This is a genomic window from Janthinobacterium sp. TB1-E2, assembly GCF_036885605.1.
Classification (GTDB): Bacteria; Pseudomonadota; Gammaproteobacteria; order Burkholderiales; family Burkholderiaceae_D; genus Janthinobacterium; species Janthinobacterium aestuarii.
On sequence record NZ_CP142523.1, the window covers coordinates 5,762,396 to 5,785,747 of the forward strand.

General features: G+C 64.5%; 19 protein-coding genes and 1 pseudogene. 11 read left to right on the plus strand and 9 right to left on the minus strand.

Going from position 1 to position 23,352, the window contains the following annotated elements:
- Positions 1-145 precede the first annotated feature (145 nt).
- From OPV09_RS25990 to OPV09_RS26025, 8 genes and pseudogenes are all read left to right on the plus strand, one after another.
- Complete coding sequence (locus OPV09_RS25990) at positions 146-1,015, plus strand: AAA family ATPase (protein WP_034746522.1); 870 nt, start codon at positions 146-148, stop codon at positions 1,013-1,015.
- 9 nt (positions 1,016-1,024) lie between these two features.
- A complete protein-coding gene (locus tag OPV09_RS25995; protein ID WP_338679765.1) occupies positions 1,025-1,663 on the plus strand; it encodes a GNAT family protein in 639 nt (212 codons plus the stop codon).
- Positions 1,657-2,826: a hypothetical protein gene (locus OPV09_RS26000; protein ID WP_338679766.1), complete on the plus strand. Its 1,170-nt coding sequence runs from the start codon at positions 1,657-1,659 to the stop codon at positions 2,824-2,826. The genes OPV09_RS25995 and OPV09_RS26000 overlap by 7 nt, the downstream gene beginning before the upstream one ends.
- 313 nt (positions 2,827-3,139) lie before the next feature.
- Positions 3,140-4,327 carry a cation:proton antiporter gene (locus tag OPV09_RS26005; protein ID WP_034746513.1) on the plus strand — a complete coding sequence of 396 codons (1,188 nt, stop codon included), beginning with the start codon at positions 3,140-3,142 and terminating at the stop codon, positions 4,325-4,327.
- The gene (locus OPV09_RS26010) at positions 4,328-5,458 is read left to right on the plus strand and encodes a YbdK family carboxylate-amine ligase (protein ID WP_219327933.1); all 1,131 of its coding nucleotides are present in this window, start codon (positions 4,328-4,330) and stop codon (positions 5,456-5,458) included.
- A 268-nt stretch (positions 5,459-5,726) separates the two neighbouring features.
- Positions 5,727-6,209, plus strand: a pseudogene (locus tag OPV09_RS26015) (sigma-70 family RNA polymerase sigma factor); the annotation flags it as partial.
- Positions 6,210-6,398: 189 nt separating this feature from the next.
- Complete coding sequence (locus tag OPV09_RS26020; RefSeq protein ID WP_235194167.1) at positions 6,399-7,043, plus strand: FecR domain-containing protein; 645 nt, start codon at positions 6,399-6,401, stop codon at positions 7,041-7,043.
- A 95-nt stretch (positions 7,044-7,138) separates the two neighbouring features.
- The gene (locus OPV09_RS26025; RefSeq protein WP_338679768.1) at positions 7,139-9,610 is read left to right on the plus strand and encodes a TonB-dependent siderophore receptor; all 2,472 of its coding nucleotides are present in this window, start codon (positions 7,139-7,141) and stop codon (positions 9,608-9,610) included.
- Here OPV09_RS26025 and OPV09_RS26030 read toward each other — a convergent pair whose 3' ends face one another.
- Complete coding sequence (locus OPV09_RS26030) at positions 9,611-10,690, minus strand: alginate lyase family protein (protein WP_338679769.1); 1,080 nt, start codon at positions 10,688-10,690, stop codon at positions 9,611-9,613.
- Positions 10,687-11,694, minus strand: a complete 1,008-nt coding sequence (locus OPV09_RS26035; protein WP_338679770.1) for a type 1 glutamine amidotransferase — start codon at positions 11,692-11,694, stop codon at positions 10,687-10,689. The genes OPV09_RS26030 and OPV09_RS26035 overlap by 4 nt, the downstream gene beginning before the upstream one ends.
- A gap of 219 nt (positions 11,695-11,913) precedes the next feature.
- On the opposite strand from OPV09_RS26035, the gene OPV09_RS26040 reads away from it, so the two are divergent.
- Genes OPV09_RS26040 through OPV09_RS26050 form a run of 3 tightly spaced genes read left to right on the plus strand, consistent with a single transcriptional unit; the run spans position 11,914 to position 13,767 of the window.
- Entirely contained in the window at positions 11,914-12,213 is a 300-nt protein-coding gene (locus OPV09_RS26040) for a hypothetical protein (protein WP_230518844.1), read from the plus strand.
- Entirely contained in the window at positions 12,210-13,247 is a 1,038-nt protein-coding gene (gene dapA, locus OPV09_RS26045; RefSeq protein WP_338679771.1) for a 4-hydroxy-tetrahydrodipicolinate synthase, read from the plus strand. Before OPV09_RS26040 ends, dapA begins: the two co-directional genes overlap by 4 nt.
- 10 nt (positions 13,248-13,257) lie before the next feature.
- The gene (locus OPV09_RS26050) at positions 13,258-13,767 is read left to right on the plus strand and encodes a cobyrinic acid ac-diamide synthase (RefSeq protein ID WP_338679772.1); all 510 of its coding nucleotides are present in this window, start codon (positions 13,258-13,260) and stop codon (positions 13,765-13,767) included.
- A gap of 54 nt (positions 13,768-13,821) precedes the next feature.
- On the opposite strand, the gene OPV09_RS26055 is transcribed toward OPV09_RS26050, so the two are convergent.
- The 7 genes from OPV09_RS26055 to kdpF form a co-directional block, all read right to left on the minus strand.
- Positions 13,822-14,571 (minus strand): TorF family putative porin, encoded by a 750-nt coding sequence (locus tag OPV09_RS26055; RefSeq protein WP_338679773.1) that lies wholly within the window; start codon positions 14,569-14,571, stop codon positions 13,822-13,824.
- 145 nt (positions 14,572-14,716) lie between these two features.
- Positions 14,717-15,415, minus strand: coding sequence for a two-component system response regulator KdpE (kdpE, locus tag OPV09_RS26060; protein WP_034746496.1), 699 nt, complete (start codon positions 15,413-15,415; stop codon positions 14,717-14,719).
- Entirely contained in the window at positions 15,412-18,153 is a 2,742-nt protein-coding gene (locus tag OPV09_RS26065; protein ID WP_338679776.1) for a DUF4118 domain-containing protein, read from the minus strand. Before OPV09_RS26065 ends, kdpE begins: the two co-directional genes overlap by 4 nt.
- Positions 18,154-18,338: 185 nt before the next feature.
- Entirely contained in the window at positions 18,339-18,914 is a 576-nt protein-coding gene (kdpC, locus tag OPV09_RS26070; RefSeq protein WP_338679777.1) for a potassium-transporting ATPase subunit KdpC, read from the minus strand.
- Positions 18,915-18,924: 10 nt separating this feature from the next.
- Complete coding sequence (gene kdpB / locus OPV09_RS26075) at positions 18,925-21,009, minus strand: potassium-transporting ATPase subunit KdpB (protein WP_034746488.1); 2,085 nt, start codon at positions 21,007-21,009, stop codon at positions 18,925-18,927.
- A 9-nt stretch (positions 21,010-21,018) separates the two neighbouring features.
- Positions 21,019-22,824 carry a potassium-transporting ATPase subunit KdpA gene (kdpA, locus tag OPV09_RS26080; RefSeq protein WP_338679779.1) on the minus strand — a complete coding sequence of 602 codons (1,806 nt, stop codon included), beginning with the start codon at positions 22,822-22,824 and terminating at the stop codon, positions 21,019-21,021.
- A complete protein-coding gene (kdpF, locus tag OPV09_RS26085) occupies positions 22,824-22,913 on the minus strand; it encodes a K(+)-transporting ATPase subunit F (protein ID WP_034746483.1) in 90 nt (29 codons plus the stop codon). The genes kdpA and kdpF overlap by 1 nt, the downstream gene beginning before the upstream one ends.
- Positions 22,914-23,352: the final 439 nt, after the last annotated feature.

Below are 23,352 nucleotides of genomic sequence, written 5' to 3' on the forward strand. Positions count from 1 at the left end.
CTGCTGCTTGCCGATTCTAGCCAAGATATTCTTGCAAGTCCACCTATAAAACCCGCATTGTAGGCACGCAGGCACAGGCCGTCCGCGTGACGCTGGGCCACAGTTCTGTTTATACTCACCATTTCCCCACTTTGGCAGACCGCTCATGCAAGCACAGCACACCCAGCAAGGCCAACGCTTCGAAGGTTCCGACAGCTATGTCGCCACCGCCGACCTGAAACTGGCCGTGAATGCGGCGCTGACCCTGCAACGCCCGCTGCTGATCAAGGGAGAACCGGGCACGGGCAAGACCATGCTGGCCGAGGAAGTGGCCGCCGCGCTGAACATGCCGCTGATGCAATGGCATATCAAATCGACCACCAAGGCGCAGCAGGGCCTGTACGAATACGACGCCGTCTCGCGCCTGCGCGATTCGCAGCTGGGCGACGAGCGCGTGCGCGACATCCAGAACTACATCGTCAAGGGCGTGCTGTGGCAGGCGTTCACGGCGCCCGAACCGGTGGTGCTGCTGATCGATGAAATCGACAAGGCCGACATTGAATTTCCGAACGACCTGCTGCGCGAACTGGACCGCATGGAATTCTATGTGTATGAAACGCGCGAAATGGTCACGGCGCGCCACCGTCCGCTCGTCATCATCACCTCGAACAACGAGAAGGAATTGCCGGACGCCTTTTTGCGCCGCTGCTTCTTCCACTACATCAAATTCCCGGACAAGGACACGATGGAGCAGATCGTCGCCGTCCACTACCCGCACCTGAAACAGGAATTGCTGGCGCAGGCGCTGCAAACCTTCTATGAAGTGCGCGACGTGCCGGGCCTGAAGAAAAAACCGTCGACGTCGGAATTCCTCGACTGGCTGAAACTCCTGCTGGCCGAGGACATCCCGGCCGAAGCCTTGCGCAGCAAGGACAACAAGGCCGTCGTGCCGCCGCTGCACGGGGCGCTGCTGAAAAACGAGCAGGACGTGCACCTGTTCGAGCGCCTGATGTTCATGTCGCGCACCAACCGCTAAGGAGCGCCGGTGAACGACATCAGCCCCGACAAGGTCTTCGTCCCCCTGGAACTGCACGGCATCCGCCTCGAAGCGCTGGCGCCGCACCATGCGGCCGGCCTGCGCGCGGCGGCCATGGATGGCGAACTGTGGAATCTGCGCGTCACCTCCGTGCCCGAACCGGACCAGGTGGACCAGTACATTTTCAAGGGCATCGAGATGCGCCCTTCGCGCTTCGCCTTTGCCGTCGTCGACGCGGCAAGCGGCGAGGTGCTGGGCACCACCAGCTACCACGACGTGGTACCGGCCATCGGGCGCCTGGAAATCGGCTACACCTGGTATGCGAAGCGCTGCCAGCGCAGCCACGTCAACACCACCTGCAAATTGCTGCTGCTGGCGCACGCCTTCGACACGCTCGGCTGCGCGCTGGTGGGCCTGCGCACCGATAATTTCAACCACGCCTCGCAGGCGGCCATCGAACGCCTGGGCGCGAAAAAGGATGGCGTGCTGCGCCACCATGCGCTGCGCCGCGACGGCACCGTGCGCGACACGGTCATGTACAGCATCACGCGCGGCGAGTGGCCGGAAATTGCCGCCCACCTGCGCTACAAGCTGGCGCAGCGCCCCATCGCCGCACTGCCGCGCGCAGGAGAGCGGTCGCCATGCTGATCGATTTCTTCTTCACGCTCAAGGACGCGAAGATTCCCGTTTCGATCAAGGAGTTTTTGACCTTGCTCGAGGCGCTGCAAAAGAACGTCATCGACCCCTCGATGGATGATTTTTACTATCTGTCGCGCCTGACCCTGGTCAAGGATGAAGCCCATTTCGACAAGTTCGACCGCGCGTTTGCCCAGTACTTCAAGGGCGTCAATGCGGCCTTCGACACGAACGCGGCAATACCGCTCGACTGGCTGCTCAAGCGCATGCAGCGCGAACTGTCCGAGGAGCAGAAGGCGCAGCTGGAAAAATTCGGCTACGACAAGCTGATGGACCGCCTGAACGAGCTGTTGAAGGAGCAGAAGGAGCGCCACGAAGGCGGCAGCAAGTGGATCGGCACGGGCGGCACGTCGCCGTTCGGCAATGGCGGCACGAACCCGGAAGGCATCCGCATCGGCGGCAAGGGCGGCAACCGCACGGCCGTGAAAGTGTGGGAAGCGCGCAGCTACAAGGATTACGACGGCGAGCGCGAACTGGGCACGCGCAACATCAAGGTGGCCTTGCGCCGCCTGCGCAAGTTCGCGCGCGAAGGCGCGGAAGACGAACTGGCGCTGGACGCCACCATCGCCGCCACGGCCAACAACGCGGGCTACCTCGACATCAGGATGCGGCCCGAACGCAAGAACCGCATCAAGGTGCTGATGCTGTTGGACGTGGGCGGCAGCATGGACGACCATATCGAGCGCACCGAGGAACTGTTTTCGGCGGCGAAGACGGAATTCAAGAACATGGAGTTCTTTTACTTCCATAACTGCGTCTACGACTACCTGTGGAAGAACAACCGGCGCCGCAACGCCGAGCGTTTCCCCACCTGGGACGTGCTGCGCAAATACCCGCCCGACACCAAGCTGATCTTCGTCGGCGACGCCACCATGAGCCCCTATGAAATCCTGCAGCCGGGCGGCAGCGTCGAATACAACAACGAGGAAGCGGGATCGACGTGGCTGGCGCGCTTTACCCAGGCGTTCCCGAAATTCATCTGGCTCAATCCAGAGTCCGAGGGCTTGTGGCAGTACCGCCAGTCGATCGGCGTGATGCGGCAGTTGATGAACAACCGCATGTTCCCCCTGTCGATCGACGGGCTGGAGCGGGGCATGCGTCTGCTCAGTAAATAAAAGCGCCTAACAAAAAGTCCATGGCGGCAGGGGGCCGCCATGCCGTACACTGCGACACGGCACTACCGTGCGGAGCATCTCCGCCGCGGGCGGGTACCATACGCTGATACCAGCCCTGCCCTACCCTGCTGCACCCTGTGCGCGGCCGCCATGGCCGCGACACTGTTCGATTGCGCACATCGTGCGCGCCTTCTGCTCCGGTAGAATCGGCGCATCGCTCTGCGCAAACAATGCACCATCGCTGCACCACGACATTGCCGCGCCAGCCCCCGTGCTGCCGGCCGGTGCCAGCGCCATTTTCAAAGGAATGAGCATGCAAAGTCTGATCTCGATCGCCGCCGACCTGTCCTGGCCGTTCGCCATTACCCTGGCCTGGGTAGTGGGCGAATTCGGCCACCGCTGGACGGGCCTGCCGCGCATCAGTTTTTACGGCGTGATCGGCTTCGTCCTCGCGCAGACGCAGGTGGGCATCCTGCCGCAGACGGACGCCGGCCCCATGCTGGTGCTGGCCGACGTGGCCTTCGGCCTGATCCTGTTCGAGGTGGGCTACCGCATCAACCTGCGGTGGCTGAAGAACAACCCGTGGATCGCCGTCACGGGCTTGGTCGAGTCCCTGCTGACCTTTACCGTCGTCTACTTCATCGGCATCGAATTCGGCAGCACTTCGATGACGGCGCTGCTGCTTGCGTCGCTGGCCATGTCCACCTCGCCGGCCACCATCATGCGCGTCATCAACGAGGAACGCAGCTCGGGCCAGGTCACGGAACGCATCGTCCACCTCACGGCCTTGAATTGCGTGCTGGCCGTCTTCACGTTCAACATCATCGTCGGCTTCTGGATGTTCCAGAGCTCCACCGATTTGATCGAGGCGAGCAGCAGCAGCGCCGCCGTGCTTGCCGCCTCGGTTGCCGCCGGCACCGTCTTCGGCATCGTCGTGCCGGCCATGCTGCGCCGCCTGGGCAATATGGCGCAGGACGCCACCGTGGCGTTCGCGCTGTCGGTGATGCTGCTCGTCGCCCTCACCTACACCACCAGCCTGTCGCCGCTGCTGGCCACGCTCACCTTCGGCCTGGTGGCGCGCCACCGCCGTGTCGCCTTCAGCCAGGCGCAGCGCAATTTCGGCGCCATGGGCGAGCTGCTGACGGTGCTGCTGTTCGTGTATGCCGCCTCGACCCTGGAATGGGCCAGCGTGACGGCCGGCGCAGGCCTGGCCCTGGCCGTCGTCGGCGGACGCTTGCTGACGAAGGTCGCCGGCGTGGCCGCGTTTTCGCACGTGAGCGGCATTTCCTGGCGCAAGGGCGTGCTGACGGGCGTGGCGCTGACGCCCGTTTCCGTCTTCATCATCCTGCTGCTCGAACACGCGCGCCAGCACGGCGTGAACTTCGGCGACGAATTGAACGCCCTGGCCGCCATCACCCTGGGCCTGGAACTGGTCGGCCCCGTGCTGGTGCAGCGCGTGCTGATGCTGGCCAAAGAAACCCACGAAATCAAGGAGCGCTAAATGCCGCTGGAACCCTTTGGCCAATCGGCCGCGCTGACCTTCGGCGTCGAACTCGAACTGCAACTGGTAAATCTGTCGGACTATGACTTGACGGCAGCCAGCCCCGACCTGCTGCATCTGCTGAACAAGAAACCGTTCCCCGGCAACGTCACGCCGGAAATCACCGAGAGCATGATCGAGATTAACTCGAGCGTGCACACGCATCACGGCCCCCTGCTGGAACAATTGCAGGAAATCCGCGATACCCTGATCACGGCCGGCGACAAGCTCAATATCGGCATCGCGGGCGGCGGCACGCACCCGTTCCAGCAATGGTCGTCGCAAAAGATCTTTTCCAAGCCCCGCTTCCAGGAGATTTCGGAGCTGTACGGCTACCTGGCCAAGCAGTTCACCATCTTCGGCCAGCACGTGCACATCGGCTGTGCCTCGGGCGACGACGCCATGTTTTTGCTGCATTCGCTGAACCGCTACATCCCCCATTTCATCGCCCTGTCGGCTTCCTCGCCCTACGTGCAGGGCCGCGACACCCTGTTCGACTCGGCCCGCCTGAACTCCGTGTTCGCCTTTCCCATGAGCGGGCGCGCGCCGTTCACCCTGAGCTGGGACCAGTTCTCCAACGAGTATTTCGCCAAGATGGAGAACACGGGCATCATCAAGAGCATGAAGGACTTTTACTGGGATATCCGTCCCAAGCCGGAATTCGGCACCATCGAACTGCGCGTGTGCGACACGCCGCTGACGGTGGAGCGTGCCGCCGCACTGGCCGCCTACCTGCAGGCCCTGTGCCGCTACCTGCTCGAACGCAAGGAGGTGCCGCCCGTGGAAGACGATTACCTCGTGTACAACTACAACCGCTTCCAGGCTTGCCGCTTCGGCCTCGATGGCGCCATCACGCATCCGAAAACCTACGAGACGATGTCGCTGCGCGAAGACATCATGACCACCCTGCGCAAGATGGAACCGCACGCCGAGGCGCTGGGCAGCACGCCAGCCCTGAAACACCTGTCGGACGTGGCCAAGCAATGGAGCGATGCGCAATACCTGCGCAAGCAGCACAGCTTGCAGGGCAGCGCCGAGGGCATGGTCGATTCGGCGATCAGATGTTTTCGCGGTGAGCCGATGAACTACTAAGGCTGCTCTGCATGGTAACGTAGGTCGGATTAGCCCGTAGGGCGTAATCCGACAACATTGTTAGCGCCAGTGGTTGGCGTCGGATTACGGTCCTTGGGGTCTGACCCGCCGGGCCAGACCCCAGCACTCAATAACGTCAACCAAAAAACCACACCGCGCCTCCCCGTTATTTACAGCGCCATCCCCCGCTTGTTACAATAAGTGAGAATGATTCTTATTATTGTTTAAAAACGCCAGCCCACCGGGCCGGTCATGCAAGGGGAATGCGATGCCGCTGGCAAAGCCGTTACAACGCCAGGACATCACGACACTGTATGCCGACCACCACGGCTGGCTGCAGGGCTGGCTGCGCAAGAAGCTGGGCAGCACGGCGTGCGCGGCCGATGTGGCGCAGGACACCTTCATGCGCCTGCTCGACCGCGAAGACGCCGTCGCCGCGCGCGAACCGCGCGCCTTTCTCGCCACCGTCGCCCAGCGCGTGCTGTTCAACCATTACCGCCGCCAGAAACTGGAACAGGCTTATCTCGACGTGCTGGCGCAGCTGCCGCCCCTGCATGCGCCGTCGCCCGAGGATCGGGCGCTACTGCTGGCCACCGTGTTTGAACTCGACCGCATGCTCGACGGCTTGCCGCCTCCCGTGAAACGGGCTTTTTTACTCCGCCAGCTCGACGAACTGCCGCAGGAAGACATCGCGCGCCAGCTCGGCATCTCGCTGGCCACCGTGAAACGCCATCTGCAGCGCGCCGGCAGCGCCACGCAAGCGTGGCAGCAGCTGCAAACGCAGCACGAACACCTGCCGTCCGCCGTGCACGCGACCCTGCTGCGCGCCTGCGTGCAAGCGAACGCGCCGCGCCGCCACGCCGTCAAGACCCTGGCACTGCTGCTGGCCTGCGGTGCCTCGCTGTATGCGTTCGAACGCCGCAGCCCATGGCGCGGCTGGATGGCCGACTACCGCACGGCCGTCAACCAGCGCCGCGTGGTGACCCTCGATGATGGCACGCAGCTCACGCTCAATACCAATAGCGCCGTGAATATCGCTTACGACGGCGCATGGCGCCGCATCGAACTGCTGGCCGGTGAAATCTTTATCGCCACCGGCAAGGATGCGGCGCAGCGCCCCTTCTTCGTCGACACGCCGCATGGCAGCCTGCAGGCGCTGGGCACGCGTTTCACCGTGCGCCTGCACGAGCAATACGCCAGCGCCGGCGTGCTCGAAGGGGCCGTCGCCGTGCTGGCCGATGATGGCGCGCAGCGCCTGGTGCTGCGTCCCGGCGAAGGCGCCCATTTCGACGGCACGGGCGTGCACCGCCAGGCCCTGGCGCCGTATGGCGGCGCGTGGCTCAATGGCATGCTGGTGGCGCGCGACATGCGCCTGGCCGATTTCCTCGCCGAGCTGTCGCGCTACAGCGACCATCCATTGAGCTGCGCGCCCGCCATCGCCGGCCTGCGCGTCTCCGGCTCCTACCCGCTGGCCGATGTCGATGCCATCCTCGACGCCGTCGGCGCCAGCCTGCAGCTGCGGCGCCATACCGTCACGCGCTTCTGGGGTCATCAAGTCGTCAGGATAGAACTGGCGGCCCGCTGAAAAATATTTTCTGCAAAGTGAGCTGTTTCGCCGTGCTTGCGTGACCTGGAAGATAGGCAGTCTCCATCTTGCGCATCCACGAAAGGTTTTATTCCATGCACCACGCTTCGCGTTCCCTCCTTACCCGCACCGTCCTCGCCTGCGCCCTGTCGCAGATCGGCATGACCCTGGCCCTGCCGGCAGCGGCCCAGGCGCAAACCCGGCAAGTGCGCACCTACAGCATTCCCGCCGGTGCGCTGGGCGACGTGCTGACGCGCTTCGGCAGCGACAGCGCCATTTTATTGTCGTTCTCCAGCGATGCCACGCAAGGCTTGCGCAGCGCCGGCCTGCAAGGCAGCTATGGCGTGCACGATGGTTTCCGCGTGCTGCTGGCCGGCAGCGGCCTGCAAGCCGTGCCGCAGGCGAATGGCGGCTACCTGCTGCAGAAAATCCCCGCCAGCGCCGGCGCCCCTTCGGCGAACAGCCGCGGCGTGGCCGTCATGGGCGGCGTCACCGTGGTGGCGGCAGCCGAACGCAGCGCCGTCACCAGCGGCACGGGCAGCTATACGGGCGGCCCCGCCAGCGGCGCCACGGGCCTGGCCCTGACGCAGCGCGAAACGCCGCAATCGCTGACCATCGTCACGCGCCAGCAGATGGATGACCAGAACAGCAATGCCGTCTCCGACGTCATGAAGAACGTCAATGGCGTCAACGTGCAAAACTATGACAGCGACCGCTGGAGCTTCTGGGCGCGCGGCTTTGCCGTCACCAATTTCCAGTATGACGGCGTGTCGGCCATCTATGACGGCGTCTACGACTGGGGCACGACGAACAGCGACATGGCCATCTACGACCGCATCGAAGTGCTCAAGGGTGCAACGGGCTTGATGAGCGGCTCGGGCGACCCGTCGGCCACCGTCAACATGGTGCGCAAGCGCCCTACCGCAGCCTTCGAGGGCTCGGCCACCCTGGGCGCGGGATCCTGGGACAACTACCGCGGCGAAGCCGATGTTTCCGGCCCGCTCAACGACAGCCGCACGGTGCGCGGCCGCCTGGTGGGCGCCTACCAGGACAAGCATTCCCACCTGGACCGCTACACGCAGCAGAAGTCCATCGCCTACGGCATCATCGAAGCGGACCTGACACCCGTCACCCTGCTGACGGCCGGCTTCACGCACCAGGACTACAAGCCGCGCGGCTCGACCTGGACCGGTTTCCCCGTGCTGCTGGCCGACGGCTCGCGCACGGATTTCCCCACCTCGTGGAACCCGGCCACGGACTGGAGCCGCCGCGACATGCAGAACACCACGCTGTTCTCGTCGCTCGAACATACGTTCGCCAACGAGTGGAAACTGAAATTGAGCGCCAACCAGCTGCGCAGCAAGCATGACAGCGTGCTCGGTTCGGCCAGCGGCGGCAATCCCGATCCCGTCACGGGCGAAGGCGCCTACTTCTTCATGGGAAAATACAAGGGTGACCGCCGCCAGACCACCGTCAACGTGGACGCCAGCGGACCATTTACGGCCTTCGGCCGCCGCCACGAAGCGATGCTTGGCTATTCTTCATCGACGGCAAAGCAGGATGGCCCCGTATATGAGTCGGTCTATCCGCCCGTGGAAGGCAGCTACTTCGACTGGCGCGGCCAGTACGCGGAACCGGCGTTCACGCGCCTGGGCAACGACAACGACAAGACACGCCAGAGCGGCCTGTATGGCGCGCTGCGCCTGCGTCCCCTGGAGGCGCTGTCCGTCATCGTCGGCGCGCGCGTCAGCAACTACAAGCAGGACCAGGACCGTATCTTCTTCGACAGCGGCACAGCGCGCATCACCTCGCGTATCGACGAAAGCAATGTCATCACGCCGTATGCGGGCGTCGTGTATGACCTGGACAAAACCTATTCCCTCTTCGGCAGCTACACGAGCATCTTCGCGCCGCAAAGCAACCGCGACAGGAACCGCAACTTCCTCGCCCCCGTGCGCGGCAAGGGTTTCGAGGCGGGCGTGAAAGCCGAATTCCTGGAAGGTAAAGTCAACGCCAGCGCCTCGCTGTACCAGATCCGCCAGAGCAACGTGGCCAACTATGTGGGCGAGGTCAATGGCGAGGAAGCGTATGAAGGCATCGACGGCGTCACCAGCCGCGGCCTCGAAATGGAAGTGACCGGCGAAGTGCTGAACGATGTGAAACTGAGCGCCGGCTATACCTATACGCGTATCCGCGACAAGGATGGACAGGAAGTGTTTTCCACCATGCTGCAAACGACGCAGCCGCCGCACCTGCTGCGCGTGCAGGGGACATGGCGCCTGCCGGCCAGCCTGAATAAAATCACCGTGGGAGGTGGCGTCAACTGGCAAAGCGGCTTCTACGGCCATATCTGGAACCCGGCCGCCAATGACTATGCGCGCATTGAACAAGGCGGCTTTGCCCTGGTCAACCTGTTGGCCCGCTACGAAATCAGCAAGAACACAACGGCCAGCCTGAACGTGAACAACCTGACGGGTAAAAAGTACTTCACGGGCCTGGGCCTGTTCCAGACGGGCTTTTACGGCGAACCGCGCAATGTCATGCTGACCTTGCGCACGAAGTTTTAATCAGTTGCCGTACAGCGCCAGCGCCCAGGCTGGCGGACGCAATTCCAGCGCCAGGGACAGGTAAGCGGGATCGAAGCGCGCCGCCAGCAAATACACATTGGCGGCGCCCTTCGGTTCCCAATTACCCGTAAAGCCCTTTTCGCCGGCCGCCACGCGCTTGCGGTCGAAGGGCACGGCGCTTTTCGCGAATTCCTCGTGCGTCTTTTTGCCCTGCGCATACGGTGACAGCCAGGCCAGCGCCTCGGCAAGGCGCTTCGCTTCCGGCGCGCCATACCAGTCGTCGCCATGCGCCTGCGCCATCAGGGCCGTCGTCAGCAGCGGCTCCAGGCTGTAGGTGGTGTAGTGCAGGGCGTCGCGCTGCTCGAAGTCGAAGGGCACGCCGCCGGCGCCGATATTGCGCGGCACATGCGCCAGGAAGCGCTCCTTCGCGCGCGCGATCAGCAAGGCGTCGCCCGTGACATACGCGGCGGCCGTGCCGATCTTGATGCGGTGGCTGTGCCAGTTATTGCGCGCCGTGGACGGGCCGCCCACCTTGATGGGGTCATTCAGATACCCGTTCGCCAGGGTGCGGCAAAACGCCTGCACCTGTTCGCGTTCGACGCCGTTCAAGCGTTCCTGTACCAGGTCAAAGCCCATCAGCAGGCTGGCCAGCTCCGTCTCGTCCACGGGACTGAATGAGGGCTGATAACTGCCGCTCCAGGCCAGCAGCAGCTGGCGCGCCGCCTCGAAATGCGCCATCTCGCCAGACATCCGCCAGGCCAGGGCCTGCAAGCGCGCCTGGCGCCAGTCTTCCTGCGCCTGCTGGCTGGTCTCGCGCCCGCCCTCGCCCTTCAGCAAGCCGCCCGTGCGCACTTCGGCCATCAGATGCACGGGCCGCGCCGCATCCTTGCGCGCCGCCTTGAGCACCTGTTCGGCGATGGCCGGCGCCACCTGCGCCTTGAGCGTGCGGGCCCGCGCGGCGGAGGTCAACGCAAACGCCAGCGGGCCGTCGTGCGGACGCGGCGCCGCGCGCAAGCCCGCCAGGGGAAGTGCCAGCAGGCCGGCCAGCAGCGTACGCCGGCGGATCAGGTGCGCACTCAAAACCGCGTCTCCCGCGCCGCGCGCAAGAAATTATCGAGGATGGGCGTGCAATCGAGCAGCTCGACGCCGCCCGCCGAATGGAATTCCGGGTGCCACTGCAAGCCCATGACGAAGCGCGCCCGCTGGTAGCGGATGGCTTCGACGATGTTGTCCCCTTGCGAATACGCTTCCACGGTGACGTCGCGCCCCAGGTCCTTGACCGACTGGTGGTGGATGGAATTGACGAGCGCCTCGCCCGCCTTCGGGAACATGCCCGCCAGCGACGAGCCTTTCGGGAAGACGATGGTGTGGCGGTGGCGGTCATACAGGTCGTTGACGTGCGAGGTGGCGCCTTCCACGTCCGAAGCGATGTCCTGATACAGGGTACCGCCAAAACCCACGTTGATCAGTTGGCAGCCGCGGCAAATTCCCAGCACGGGTTTGCCCGCGTCGACGAATTCGTGCAGCAGTTCCAGTTCGTACAGGTCGCGCGCGCGGTCGCCGTTCCATTCGGGCCGCGTGGCTGCCTCGGAATACGTCTGCGGCGAAACATCGGCGCCACCCTGCAGCACCAGGCCGTCGAGGTGGCGCGCATAGTGGCGCAGGGTGATGTTACTCGGGTGTAGCTGGCCGTTGGTATTGACGGTCGGGATCATGAACACCAGCACGTCGCGCGACATGACCCACTGCGCGATCGACTCTTCCAGGTATTGCAGGTTCTTGCTGCGCAGGCCAGTGGCGCCCGGCTCGGGGTGGAAAATGCGTGCCGAGATGCCGATGCGCAGGGTGCGCCGCATGAAATCGCGGCTGGCCTTGTCGCGCATGGAGCGGTAGCGCGACGAGATCACCCGCCAGGCCAGCGCCAGCGGCGTGTCGTTATCCTTCAGGTAGCGGGGGGCGGCGTCGCGCGCGCGGTGCTCGTCATCGGGTGCCCGGCGGCCGACCCGGTCGGGCCGCGCCGGTGCTGGCTCTGGCGGCGCTGGGTCGGTGGACGGGGACTGCTGGGGATCTTTTTCGTCTGACATGGCGGGGCTGACTGAAAGCGGAGAACGGTTTCAATATAAACCCCTGCCTTCAAAAGCACGATTCAATTTTGTAACAAAAGCATACCTGCGGGGCATCCACGCAACACGCCGGCGGCAAACGCATACGCCCCGTTTACGCTGGCGGCCCCGCTTTTTAGAGAATCTTTACGCCCCCGCTGCTAATCTTGAACGTACCTCAACCACCGCTGCAAAGCCACCATGGAACCCCATTCACGCCTGTCCGCACATCAAGCCCTGCCCCACCGCCACCCGCGCCTGCCCACTTTCCTCATGCATATCACGGTCGACAAAGCCTGCCTGGCCGAGCTGCGCCAGCTGGTCGTCAGGACGTGCGGCGGCATGCTGTCGTTCATGCGCGTCGAGGCGGTCGACCACGCCGAGCGCATGAAAGTCTGGCTGTGCGTGACGGAACCTGCCCTGCGCCTGACGATGGACGCCGTCATGCGCCTGCTGCCGGCGGCGGAATTTGGCCGCATCAGCCAGGGGAAATCGCTATGAACCAGTATTCGTGCGAGCAGGCGATGTCCTCGATGCGCATCACCACGCACTTCCAGGGCATCTGGGTGCCGATGGTCACGCCCTTCCGCGATGGCGACGGCGACATCGACTTCGACGCGGCCCAGCAGCTCGCGTGCGAACTGGCCGCCAGCGGCATCGATGGCCTCGTGGTGTGCGGCACCACGGGCGAAGCGGCCATGCTGAGCGCCGCCGAACAGACCATGCTGTTAGACAGCGTGCTCGAAGCCGTCGGTCCACGCTTCCCCGTCGTGATGGGAATAGGCGGCAGCGATACGCGCAATGTCGTCGCCACGGTGCAGCGCTACAACGACCATCCGCTGGCCGGCCTGCTGGTCTCCGCCCCCGCCTATGTGCGCCCGTCGCAGGAGGGCATCGTGCGCCACTTCCAGGCCATCGCCGGCGCCACCGACCAGTCCATCGTGCTGTACAACGTGCCGGCCCGCACGGGCGTCAATATCGAACCGCAGACGGCCGCCCTGCTGGCGCGCGACTCGCACTTCGTCGCCATCAAGGAAGCGGGCGGCAAGCTGCAACAGCTGGGCGAACTGCTGCTCGACACGCGCCTGGACGTCTTGTGCGGCGACGATGCGCTGCTGCTGGCCAGCCTGTCCATGGGTGGCCATGGCGCCATGTCGGCCGCCGCCCAGGTGCGCCCCGACCTGTACGCTCAGCTGTACCACCTCGTCAGGCAGGGCCGCCACGGCGCCGCCGGCGCCCTGTTCAAGACCATGCTGCCCGTCATCCGCCTGCTGTTTGCCGAACCGAATCCCGCTCCCGTCAAAGCAGCGCTGGCCATGCAGGGCAAGGTGCGCAACGCCTTGCGCCTGCCGATGACGCCCATGTCGGCCGCCGGCCAGGCCGCCCTGGCCGCGGCCCTCGAGCCCCTGCTGGAACTGCCCGTATGGACGGCCAGCGACAGGGACGAGCCGCGCGAAGGCTGCCTGCTGCAGCTGGTTTCCCCTGCCAACATCATGCCAGCCGTGCGCCAAGATGATCATCGCCATCACGGATGAACGCGGAGGGATGGAGAAATCCATCCTGGCCGGGCGGCTGGCCGCTTCGCGCGCGCTGGCCGGACGCAAGGTATTGCTGCTCGATGCCGATCCGCGCCAGGGCGCCATGGCGCAGGCGAGGAATATGCACGACGGCGCTATGCACGGCAGCCTGACGCGGCCGCGCCTGATGGCGCGCGCCATCAGCGCCAAGGGTTTGCAGCCGGAGCTGGAACACCTGGTGCACTGCTACCACGACATCGTCATCGACAGCGAAGGCCGCGACTCCATGGGCAGCCGTTCGGCCCTGGTCGCCGCGCGCGTACTGGTGGTGCCGCTCGACGGTGTCGTCAACGCCGCCGCGCAATCGGGCCTGGCGCGCCGCATCGCACATGCGCGCAGCATCAATCCGGGCCTGCGCGTGCTGCTGGCAACGGACACGCAAGCGGCGCCCGCCCATGCCCTGGCCGCGCAGATTCCCGCCGCCCGCGTGGTCAGCCTGGGACAGCTGTACTGCGCCGTTTTCAACCTGCCTACTTAGCCTGGCCGGGCACGCAAAAAAAGGCGGCGCATGCGCCGCCTTCTTCTCTGTCAATTAAAACGTCTTGCTGACCGTCAGCTGCAGCGCCGTCTTGCCCATGAATTTGCCATTCACGGGCGAGGCATAGGCCGATTTGCCCGCGTTCGTGCCGATCACGGCCAGCGCGCCCGAAACAATGCCAAAGTCGCGCGTGACGCCCACTTTCCAGTCCGTATAGCTCGATGCATCATTGTTCCTGACCTTCTGGTGGCCCGCGTGCAGGTTGCCGGTCCAGCCGTTCGTCAGGTCGATATTCGCGCCGATGTCCAGGTAGCCGCTGTTCTTGCTGTTGACGATGCCGAACAGGTTCGAAACGGCGTGCGAATACTTGATATAGGCGGGGCCATACGACAGCTGGCCGTAGACTTCCTGCGTGTCCGCGTCGGCCAGGCCGGCGACGTGCTTCAAGCCGTTGTCCGCATACACATAGGCGAGCACGCCCACGTCATAGCCAACATCGCTGCCCAACTGGCCGCGCTTGCCCGCATACAGGTCCACTTCCACGTCGCCGCTGCCGCCCGCGTCCTTGGTCCACTTGATGGTGGAGGCCCAGGCGCCCGCGTACAGGCCAGTGGGGTTGTTGACATAGTCGACGCCGCCCTGCAGCGCCGGTTTCAAGCGCGTCTGCGAGATGCCGCGGTAACGGTAGTCGGACACACCGGCCACGTTGAAGCTCACTTCATTATCGGGCTTGGCCTCGTCCGCGTGGGCCAGGCTGCCCGTCAAGGCTGTGGCGACGGCAAGTGCAAGTAGCATTTTGTTCATGGTTGTTCTTCTTCATCGGTGGTATGGGCCTTTGCCAACATGGCGCAGCTGGCCCGCCGCTGCAAAAAATCGCTGCAAAAATTTTAAGTAAAGCGTCCCCCTGGCGCGCGCGGCGCCTGTTTTCAAACAGGGGATATAAAGTTGGCTAGAGCGGCAGCAGCAGCCGGTAGCCGACGGCCGTTTCCGTCAGCAGGTACTGCGGCTGGGCCGGATCGGCTTCCAGCTTCTGGCGCAGATGGCCCATGTAGATACGCAGGTAGTGGCCGTTTTCGCTGTTCGACGGCCCCCACACTTCACGCAGCAGCTGCGGATTGGTGACCACCCTGCCCGCGTTCTTCACGAGCACGGACAGCAAGCGGAATTCCGTCGGCGTCATGTGCACCAGCTGCTTGTTGCGCGTCACCAGCCGATCCTTCAGGTCGACGCGCACGTCGCCAAACTGCACCACGCCATCGTCGCTGGCGGCGGGCTGGCGCTGGCGGCGCAAGGTGGCGCGCACGCGGGCCAGCAATTCGCCCACGCCGAACGGCTTGGTCAAGTAGTCATCGGCGCCCGCGTCGAGCGCGCGGATCTTGTCCTGCTCGTCGACGCGCGCCGACAGCACGATGATGGGCACGGCCGACCATTTGCGGATGTCGGCGATGAAATCGATGCCGTCGCCGTCGGGCAGCCCCAGGTCCAGCACGATCAGGTCGGGCCGGCGCGTGCCGGCATCGATCAGGCCCCGCTGCATGGTGGCGGACTCGAAAATCTGCCAGCCCTCGTCTTCCAGCGCGGCGCGCACGAAGCGGCGGATTTGCGGTTCATCCTCGACCAGCAAGGCGGTGGCGGAAGGTTCGTTCATATTGGTTTTCCTGTTTCATGGTCGTTGGCGTCATCGAGCTCGATCTCGGGCGGCGCCGGCGGCGTTCCCAGCGGCAGGCTGAAGACGATGGCGGCGCCCTGTCCCGGCGCGTGCGGCTGCGCGTGGATGCTGCCGCCGTGGGCTTCGACGATGGCGCGGCAAATGGCCAGCCCCAGGCCGACGCCCGGCTTGTTCGATTCGCGTTCGCCGCGCGTGAATTTTTCAAAGATGGCTTCTTCGCGGCCGGGAGGCAAGCCCGGGCCATCGTCCAGCACCGTCACCTGCAGGAACTGGCCGTGTACGCCAGCCGCGACCGTGATGGTGCTGCCGGGCGGCGTATACTTGGCCGCGTTTTCCAGCAGGTTGCACAGCACGCGTTCGACCAGCACGGCGTCGTAGCGCACCAGCGGCAAGTCTGGCGCCAGCTGCGTCTGCACGGCATGCTGCTGCAATTGCGGGCCGCTGGCGCGCAGCGCGCTGCCCACCACTTCTTCCAGCGCCTGCCATTGCAGGTTCAGGCGCACCTGGCCGCTCTCGATGCGTGCCATGTCCAGCAAGTTCGCCACCAGGGCGCTCATGCGCACGGTTTCGGACTGCAGTGAGCGCGCCATGTCCAGCTGCGCGGGCGACAGCGCAGGCCGGGACAAAACCAGCGATTCGGCCAGGCCCACCAGCGACGTCAACGGCGTGCGCAAATCGTGCGACAGAGCCGCCAGCAGCGAATTGCGCAGCCGCTCGGACTCCATCTGCAGCAGCGCGCCCTGGGCCACGTCGATGTAGTGCACGCGCTCGAGGGCGATGGCCGCCAGAGCGGCAAAGGTATCGAGGTGCTGGCGCTGTTCCGGTACCAGCAGCCAGCGCCCGCGCTGCGCACCCTCGAGCGGCAGCAGCGCCAGCACGCCGCGCGTGCGCATGGGTGCGATCAGCGGCAGGTAGAAAATGGGCGACGCCGGCAAGGTGTCGGTGCCCGTTCCCGCCGCCTGCGCATGGTCGAAGGCCCACTGGGCGATGCCGATATCGAGCGCCTCGCCGCCGTTAGGGACTTGCAAGCTGCCTTCGTCATCGGGCAACAGCAAGGTTGCGCGTGCGCGGAAAGCCCGCTCGATGGCGCTTTTCGTGATGTCGAAAATCTGCTCCGTCTGCAGCACGCCGGACAGCTCGCGCGAAAATTCGTACAGGGCGCGGGCGCGCGCCTCGCGGTGCGAAGCCACGCGGGCCTGGAAGCGCAGGCCGGCCGTCAGGTGGCCCGTGATCAGGCCCACGGCCAGCATCACGCCAAACGTGATCACATACTGGAAATCGCCCACGGCAAACGAGAAACGGGGCGGCACGAAGATGAAATCGAAGCTGGCCACGCCCACCAGGCTGGCCAGCGCCGCAGGCCCGCGCCCCAGGCGCACAGCCACCAGCACCACCGTCAGCAGGGACAGCATGGCGATATTGGCCAGGTCCAGGTACGGTTGCAATGGAACCGAGGCGAGGGCCGTGGCCAGGCTGACGCCGGCGGCCACGATGTAGCGCCAATGGCGCGAGGACCGGCGTGGCGCTTCCGCATCGTCGCCGCTTGCGCGCCGGGGCGCCGCATCGGCTGGCGGCAAGCCCACCTCGATCAGATCGATATCGGGCGCCAGGCTGGCCATGCGCGCGGCCGGCGGCACATGCCACAGGCGCGCCAGCGCATTGGTGCGGCCTCGGCCCACGATGACTTTCGAGATATTCGCGCTGCGCGCATACTCGACCACGGCGCCGGCGATGTCGGCCGACGGCACAATGGCCGTGCGCGCGCCCAGGTCCTGCGCCAGTTTCAGGGTTTTCAGGATGCGTTCGCGCTGACCCGCCGGCAGGCGCTGCAAACGCGGCGTTTCCACGTACAGCGCATGCCATTCCGCATTCAGCTGGCTGGCCAGGCGCGCCGTGCTGCGGATTACGTGCTCGCCTCCCGCGTGCGGCCCCACGCAGGCCAGCAGCGCGGCGCCCGTCTTCCATACGGGGTTGATCGATTTCTCGACGCGGTAAGCCTGCACATCGTCCTGTACCCGGTCCGCCGTGCGGCGCAAGGCCAGTTCGCGCAGGGCGATCAGATTGCCCTTGCGGAAAAAATGCTGCGACGCCCGCTCGGCCTGCAGCGGCTGATACACCTTGCCCTGCTTCAGGCGGCGCAGCAGTTCATCGGCGGGGATATCGACGAGCACCACTTCATCGGCACGGTCGAATACCGTGTCGGGCAGGGTTTCGGCCACGCGCACGCCCGTGATCCCCCCCACCACGTCGTTCAGGCTTTCCAGGTGCTGCACGTTGACGGTCGACAGCACGTCGATGCCGGCGGCCAGCAATTCCTCGACATCCTGCCAGCGCTTCGGATGGCGCGAGCCGGCCACGTTCGAGTGGGCCAGTTCATCCATCAGTATCAAAGGCGGCGCGCGGCGCAGCGCTTCGTCGAGGTCGAACTCATACAGGGTCTTGCCCCGGTACTCGATGGCCTTCAGGGGCAGCACGGGCAAGCCGTCAAGCTGGGCGGCCGTATCCTGGCGCCCATGCGTCTCCACCACGCCCACCAGCAAGTCCTGGCCATCGGCCAGCAATTTGCGCGCGGCCGCCAGCATCGCATAGGTCTTGCCGACGCCGGCCGAAGCGCCAAAATAAATGCGCAGCCGGCCGCGCGCGGCTTTCTTTTCCTGCGCCTGCACTTGCGCCAGCAGGGCATCAGGGTCGGGGCGTTGGCTGTCGTTGGGGAGCATGTTGTATTTTAATCTTCCTGCGTAATGCTATCTTGTTATTTTGCTGTGGCGTCAAGCGGCGACGTAAGCACGTAGGTCGGATTAGCGCTTGCGCGTAATCCGACGACATTGTTGGCCTGGCTGGTGGTGGTGTCGGCTTACGCTGCGCTAAGCCGACCTACGCCGACCTACGCGCCGTCGCCAGCTTACTTTGCCATCGCATCGAGCGCCAGGTTCAGTTCCAGCACATTCACGCACGGTTCGCCGAAAAAGCCGATATATGCGGTTTTCTGCACCTTGGCGATGGCGTTTTCCACCTGCGCCAGCGGCATGGCGCGCACGCGGGCCACGCGTGGCGCCTGATAGAGCGCGCCGGCCAGGCTGATTTCCGGATCCAGGCCGCTGCCCGACGCCGTTACCAGGTCGACGGGGATGGCGCGCGTGTTGCCGGGATCCGCTTCCTTCAGGGCGGCGATGCGCGCCTTGACGGCGTCCACCAGGGCCGGATTGGTCGGTCCCTGGTTCGAGCCGCCCGAACCGGCGCCGTTATTGGCCATCGGCGCGGTGGCCGATGGACGGCCCCAGAAGTATTTGGGCGACGTGAAGGACTGGCCGATCAGGGTCGAGCCGACGGGTTTTCCGCCACGCTCGACGATGCTGCCGTTGACTTCATCGCTGAAAGCCAGCTGCCCGATGCCGGCCGTGGCGAATGGATAGACGACGCCGCAGATCACGGTCAGCGCGGCAAACAGGACCAGGGCGGGACGTACGATGGTGCTCATGATGGTTCCTTTAGACTAAATTGAGTGCGGACAGCAGCATGTCGATCAGCTTGATGCCGATGAAGGGCAGGACGATGCCGCCCAGGCCATAGATCAGCAGATTGCGGCGCAACAGGCTCGCCGCGCCGATGGCCCGGTATTGCACGCCTTTCAGGGCCAGCGGAATCAGCACGACGATGATCAGGGCATTGAAGATCACGGCCGACATGATGGCCGACGCAGGGCTGGCCAGGTGCATGATGTCCAGCGCCTTCAGCTGTGGATAGGTGCCCACGAAGGCGGCCGGGATGATGGCGAAGTACTTGGCGATGTCGTTCGAAATCGAGAACGTCGTCAGCGAGCCGCGCGTCATCAGCATCTGCTTGCCGATTTCAACGATTTCCAGCAGCTTGGTCGGGTTCGAATCGAGGTCGACCATATTGCCCGCCTCTTTCGCCGCCTGCGTGCCCGAATTCATGGCCACAGCCACGTCGGCCTGCGCCAGCGCGGGCGCGTCGTTGGTGCCGTCGCCCGTCATCGCCACCAGGCGGCCTTCGGACTGGTAGCTGCGTATCAGTTTCAGCTTGTCTTCCGGCGTCGCTTCGGCGAGGAAATCGTCCACGCCCGCCTCGGCCGCAATCGCGGCAGCCGTCAGCTTGTTGTCGCCCGTGATCATGACGGTCTTGATACCCATGCGGCGCAATTCCGCGAAGCGCTCCTTGATGCCGCCCTTGACGATATCTTTCAGCTCCACGGCGCCCATGACCTTGCCATCGTCGACCACCACCAGCGGCGTGCTGCCGCGGCGCGCGATGTCGTCGACGGCACGCGCCACTTCATCGGGATACGGCTGGCCCAGCGCTTCCACATACTTTTTCATGGAATCGGCCGCGCCCTTGCGCAACTGGCGCACCTGCTGTTCGCCCGCGATATCGACGCCGCTCATGCGCGTTTGCGCCGTGAACGGTACGAAGGTAGCGTGCAGGCTGGCCATCTCGCGTTCGCGGATATTGAACTTCTGCTTGGCCAGCACGACGATGCTGCGCCCTTCCGGCGTTTCATCGGCCAGCGAGGCCAGTTGCGCCGCGTCGGCCAACTGCTGCTCCGTCACGCCGGGCGCAGGCACGAAGCTCGACGCCTGGCGGTTGCCCAGGGTGATGGTGCCCGTTTTATCGAGCAGCAGCACGTCCACGTCGCCGGCCGCTTCCACGGCGCGGCCCGACGTGGCGATCACATTGGCCTGCATCATGCGGCTCATGCCGGCCACGCCGATGGCGGACAGCAAACCGCCGATGGTGGTCGGAATCAGGCACACGAGCAGCGCGATCAGCACCGTGATCGTCACGGGCGTGCCAGTGCCAGCCGCCGCCACGGAAAACAGCGAGTATGGCAACAGGGTCACGGTGACGATCAGGAAGACAATCGACAGGGCCACGAGCAGAATCGTCAGGGCGATCTCGTTCGGTGTCTTCTGGCGCTTGGCACCTTCCACCATGGCGATCATGCGGTCGATGAAGGCTTCGCCGGGGTTGACGGAGACGCGCACCAGCAGCCAGTCGGACAGCACGCGGGTGCCGCCCGTCACGGCGGAAAAGTCGCCGCCCGATTCGCGGATGACTGGCGCCGATTCGCCCGTGATGGCGCTTTCATCGACGGAAGCCACGCCGGCCGTCACTTCGCCGTCGGCGGGAATCACGTCACCCGCTTCGACCAGCACCGTCATGCCCTTGCGCAGGTCGGTGGCCGGCGTGGGCAGCCAGGAAGTGCCGTATTTCGGCGTTTGCATTTTCTTTGCCATCACCGTTTGCTTCAGGGCGCGCAGCGAGGCCGCCTGCGCCTTGCTGCGGCCTTCGGCCAGCGCTTCGGCGAAGTTCGCGAACAGCACGGTAAACCACAGCCACACGGCGACGGCGACGATGAAGCCGAATGGCGCTTCGCCCTGGCCGCCGCTGATCCCGGCCTGGGTCGCCAGCAGGCTCGTGATGATGCTGCCCACGTAGACGACGAACATCACGGGGCTGCGCCACTGCGTGCGGGGGTCGAGTTTTTTGAACGCATCGACGACGGCGGGGCCGATCAGTGCGGAATCGAACAAAGTCAGGCTTGTGCGTGACATGGTAGCCTCTTATTTGATGAAAAGTTGCAGGTGTTCGACGATCGGGCCCAGGGCCAGCGCGGGAACGTAATTCAATACACCGACGAGCACGACGACGCCGATCAGCAGGCCGATGAACATGGGGCCGTGCGTGGGCATGGTGCCGGCATTGGCCGACAGGCGCTGCTTGGCCGCCAGCGAACCGGCCACCGCCAGCACGGGCACGATCACGCCGAAGCGGCCGAACCACATGGCGATCGCCAGCATCACGTTGTAGAACGGCGTGTTGGCGGACAGGCCGGCAAACGCGCTGCCGTTGTTGTTGGCGGCCGATGTGAACGCGTACAGGATTTCGGAAAAACCATGCGCGCCCGGATTGGCCACGCCGATCTTGCCCGGTTCGACCATCACGGCGATCGCCGTGCCCGTCAAGACCAGGGCTGGCGTGATCAGGATGGCCAGCGAGACCATCTTCATTTCATAGGCCTGGATTTTCTTGCCCAGGTATTCAGGCGTGCGGCCTATCATCAGGCCGGCGATGAAGACAGCCAGGATGGCGAACATCAGCATGCCGTACAGGCCCGTGCCCACGCCGCCGAAAATCACTTCGCCGAACTGCATCAACAGCAGCGGCACCATCCCGCCCAAAGGCATGTACGAGTCGTGCATGGAATTGACGGCGCCGCACGATGCGGCCGTCGTCACCGCCGCGAACAGGGTCGAGGAGCTGATGCCGAAGCGCGTTTCCTTGCCTTCCATATTGCCGCCCGATTGCAGGCTGCTGGCCTGCTGGTCCACGCCCAGCGCTTGCAAGGATGGATTGGCTTGCTGCTCGGCGCTCATCACGCCGGCCGTCATGACGACAAAGATCACGGTCATGGCGGCCAGCACTGCCCAGCCCTGGCGCAGGTCGCCCACCATGCGGCCGAAGGTGAAGCACAGGCCGGCGGGAATGAGGAAGATGGCCAGCATCTGCAGGAAGTTCGACAGCACGGTCGGGTTTTCATACGGGTGCGAGGAATTGGCGTTGAAGAAGCCGCCGCCATTCGTGCCCAGCAGCTTGATCGATTCCTGCGACGCGACGGGGCCCATGGCGATCGTCTGCGTCGCCGCCACTTGCGCTTCCATCACGGGCTTGCCGGCCGCATCCAGCACGGGCTGGCCGTCGGCTGTCACCTTCGGCGTTTCATACGCCACGTGATCGAGCAGGGTCACTTCCTTGTAGGCGGAAAAATTCTGGATCATGCCTTCGCCCATGAAGACGACGGACAGGGCCAGCGACAACGGCAGCAGGATGTACAGGGTCGAGCGCACGAGGTCGACCCAGAAATTGCCGATCGATTTGCCCGAGCGCGAGGCGAAGCCGCGCACCAGCGCGAAGATCACGGCGATGCCGGTGGCAGCCGAAAAGAAGTTCTGGCATGCCATGCCCAGCATCTGGGTCAGATAGCTCATGGTCTGTTCGCCGCCGTAGCCCTGCCAGTTGGTATTGGCGACGAAGCTGACGGTGGTATTGAACGAGGAATCGGGGCTGACGGCGCCCAGGCCCTGTGGATTCAACGGTAAAAAGCCCTGCAGGCGCTGCAGGCCGTAGACGAAGACGGCGCCCACGGTATTGAAGACGATCAGGGCGATGGCATAGCTTTTCCAGCCCATGGCCTTGTCGTCGGGCAGGCCGGACCAGCGGTATAGCAGGTTTTCCAGCTTTTGCAGCCAGCCCAGGCCGCGCACGGGCGCATCGCCGGCCACCTTGGCCATGTACAGGCCCAGCGGATAGCCGGCGGCCAGCAGCACGGCCAGGAAAGCCACCAATAACAGTATCGATTGCGTCGTCATCACAGTTCCTCCGCCTTCAGCAGCGCCACCAGCAGGTAGACGAGCAAACCAGCCGAGACGACGGCGCCCAGCACATAAAACGCGTTCATTTGACGCTCCCTAATTTGTCGCAGGCGACGGCGAAGCCGGCCGCCAGGACGAAAAACACGGCAATCAAGCCGAGATACACGAGATCCATTCCCACCCTCATTCAGGTTTGTTTTGATAGTGAGCAGATTAGCCAAAAGGGTCTAAAAAATTCGTAAAGACTGGGGAGGCGCATGTAAACAAGATGTAAAAACGGGGGCTTTACCGCATAAAATCCAGCACAATTGGCGCAAAACCACGCCTGAGGCGCACTGTTGTTGCCCTGGAGTAGCGCTATTGCTCGCGGGACAAGATAGAATGCGCGAGCGTCCGCACAAGGACGCCTGGCCTGCCGCACTGCCCTCCCCCAGTGACGCTGGACGGGATATACTGTATATTCATACAGTTATCACCGCCGCTGTCATTGCGCCCGCAGTGCCCTGGCCTGGCGTTCCAACCACT

What these genes read in the sequence shown, in the direction of transcription:
- OPV09_RS26035 (WP_338679770.1), bottom strand. Translation starts at nt 11,694, where the DNA reads ATGTCAGACGAAAAAGATCCCCAGCAGTCCCCGTCCACCGACCCAGCG.
- kdpC (WP_338679777.1), bottom strand. Translation starts at nt 18,914, where the DNA reads ATGAGCACCATCGTACGTCCCGCCCTGGTCCTGTTTGCCGCGCTGACC.
- OPV09_RS26050 (WP_338679772.1), top strand. Translation starts at nt 13,258, where the DNA reads ATGGAGAAATCCATCCTGGCCGGGCGGCTGGCCGCTTCGCGCGCGCTG.
- OPV09_RS25990 (WP_034746522.1), top strand. Translation starts at nt 146, where the DNA reads ATGCAAGCACAGCACACCCAGCAAGGCCAACGCTTCGAAGGTTCCGAC.
- kdpA (WP_338679779.1), bottom strand. Translation starts at nt 22,824, where the DNA reads ATGACGACGCAATCGATACTGTTATTGGTGGCTTTCCTGGCCGTGCTG.
- kdpB (WP_034746488.1), bottom strand. Translation starts at nt 21,009, where the DNA reads ATGTCACGCACAAGCCTGACTTTGTTCGATTCCGCACTGATCGGCCCC.
- kdpE (WP_034746496.1), bottom strand. Translation starts at nt 15,415, where the DNA reads ATGAACGAACCTTCCGCCACCGCCTTGCTGGTCGAGGATGAACCGCAA.
- OPV09_RS26025 (WP_338679768.1), top strand. Translation starts at nt 7,139, where the DNA reads ATGCACCACGCTTCGCGTTCCCTCCTTACCCGCACCGTCCTCGCCTGC.
- dapA (WP_338679771.1), top strand. Translation starts at nt 12,210, where the DNA reads ATGAACCAGTATTCGTGCGAGCAGGCGATGTCCTCGATGCGCATCACC.
- OPV09_RS26040 (WP_230518844.1), top strand. Translation starts at nt 11,914, where the DNA reads ATGGAACCCCATTCACGCCTGTCCGCACATCAAGCCCTGCCCCACCGC.
- kdpF (WP_034746483.1), bottom strand. Translation starts at nt 22,913, where the DNA reads ATGAACGCGTTTTATGTGCTGGGCGCCGTCGTCTCGGCTGGTTTGCTC.
- OPV09_RS26055 (WP_338679773.1), bottom strand. Translation starts at nt 14,571, where the DNA reads ATGAACAAAATGCTACTTGCACTTGCCGTCGCCACAGCCTTGACGGGC.
- OPV09_RS26010 (WP_219327933.1), top strand. Translation starts at nt 4,328, where the DNA reads ATGCCGCTGGAACCCTTTGGCCAATCGGCCGCGCTGACCTTCGGCGTC.
- OPV09_RS26065 (WP_338679776.1), bottom strand. Translation starts at nt 18,153, where the DNA reads ATGCTCCCCAACGACAGCCAACGCCCCGACCCTGATGCCCTGCTGGCG.
- OPV09_RS26020 (WP_235194167.1), top strand. Translation starts at nt 6,399, where the DNA reads ATGGCCGACTACCGCACGGCCGTCAACCAGCGCCGCGTGGTGACCCTC.
- OPV09_RS26005 (WP_034746513.1), top strand. Translation starts at nt 3,140, where the DNA reads ATGCAAAGTCTGATCTCGATCGCCGCCGACCTGTCCTGGCCGTTCGCC.
- OPV09_RS26000 (WP_338679766.1), top strand. Translation starts at nt 1,657, where the DNA reads ATGCTGATCGATTTCTTCTTCACGCTCAAGGACGCGAAGATTCCCGTT.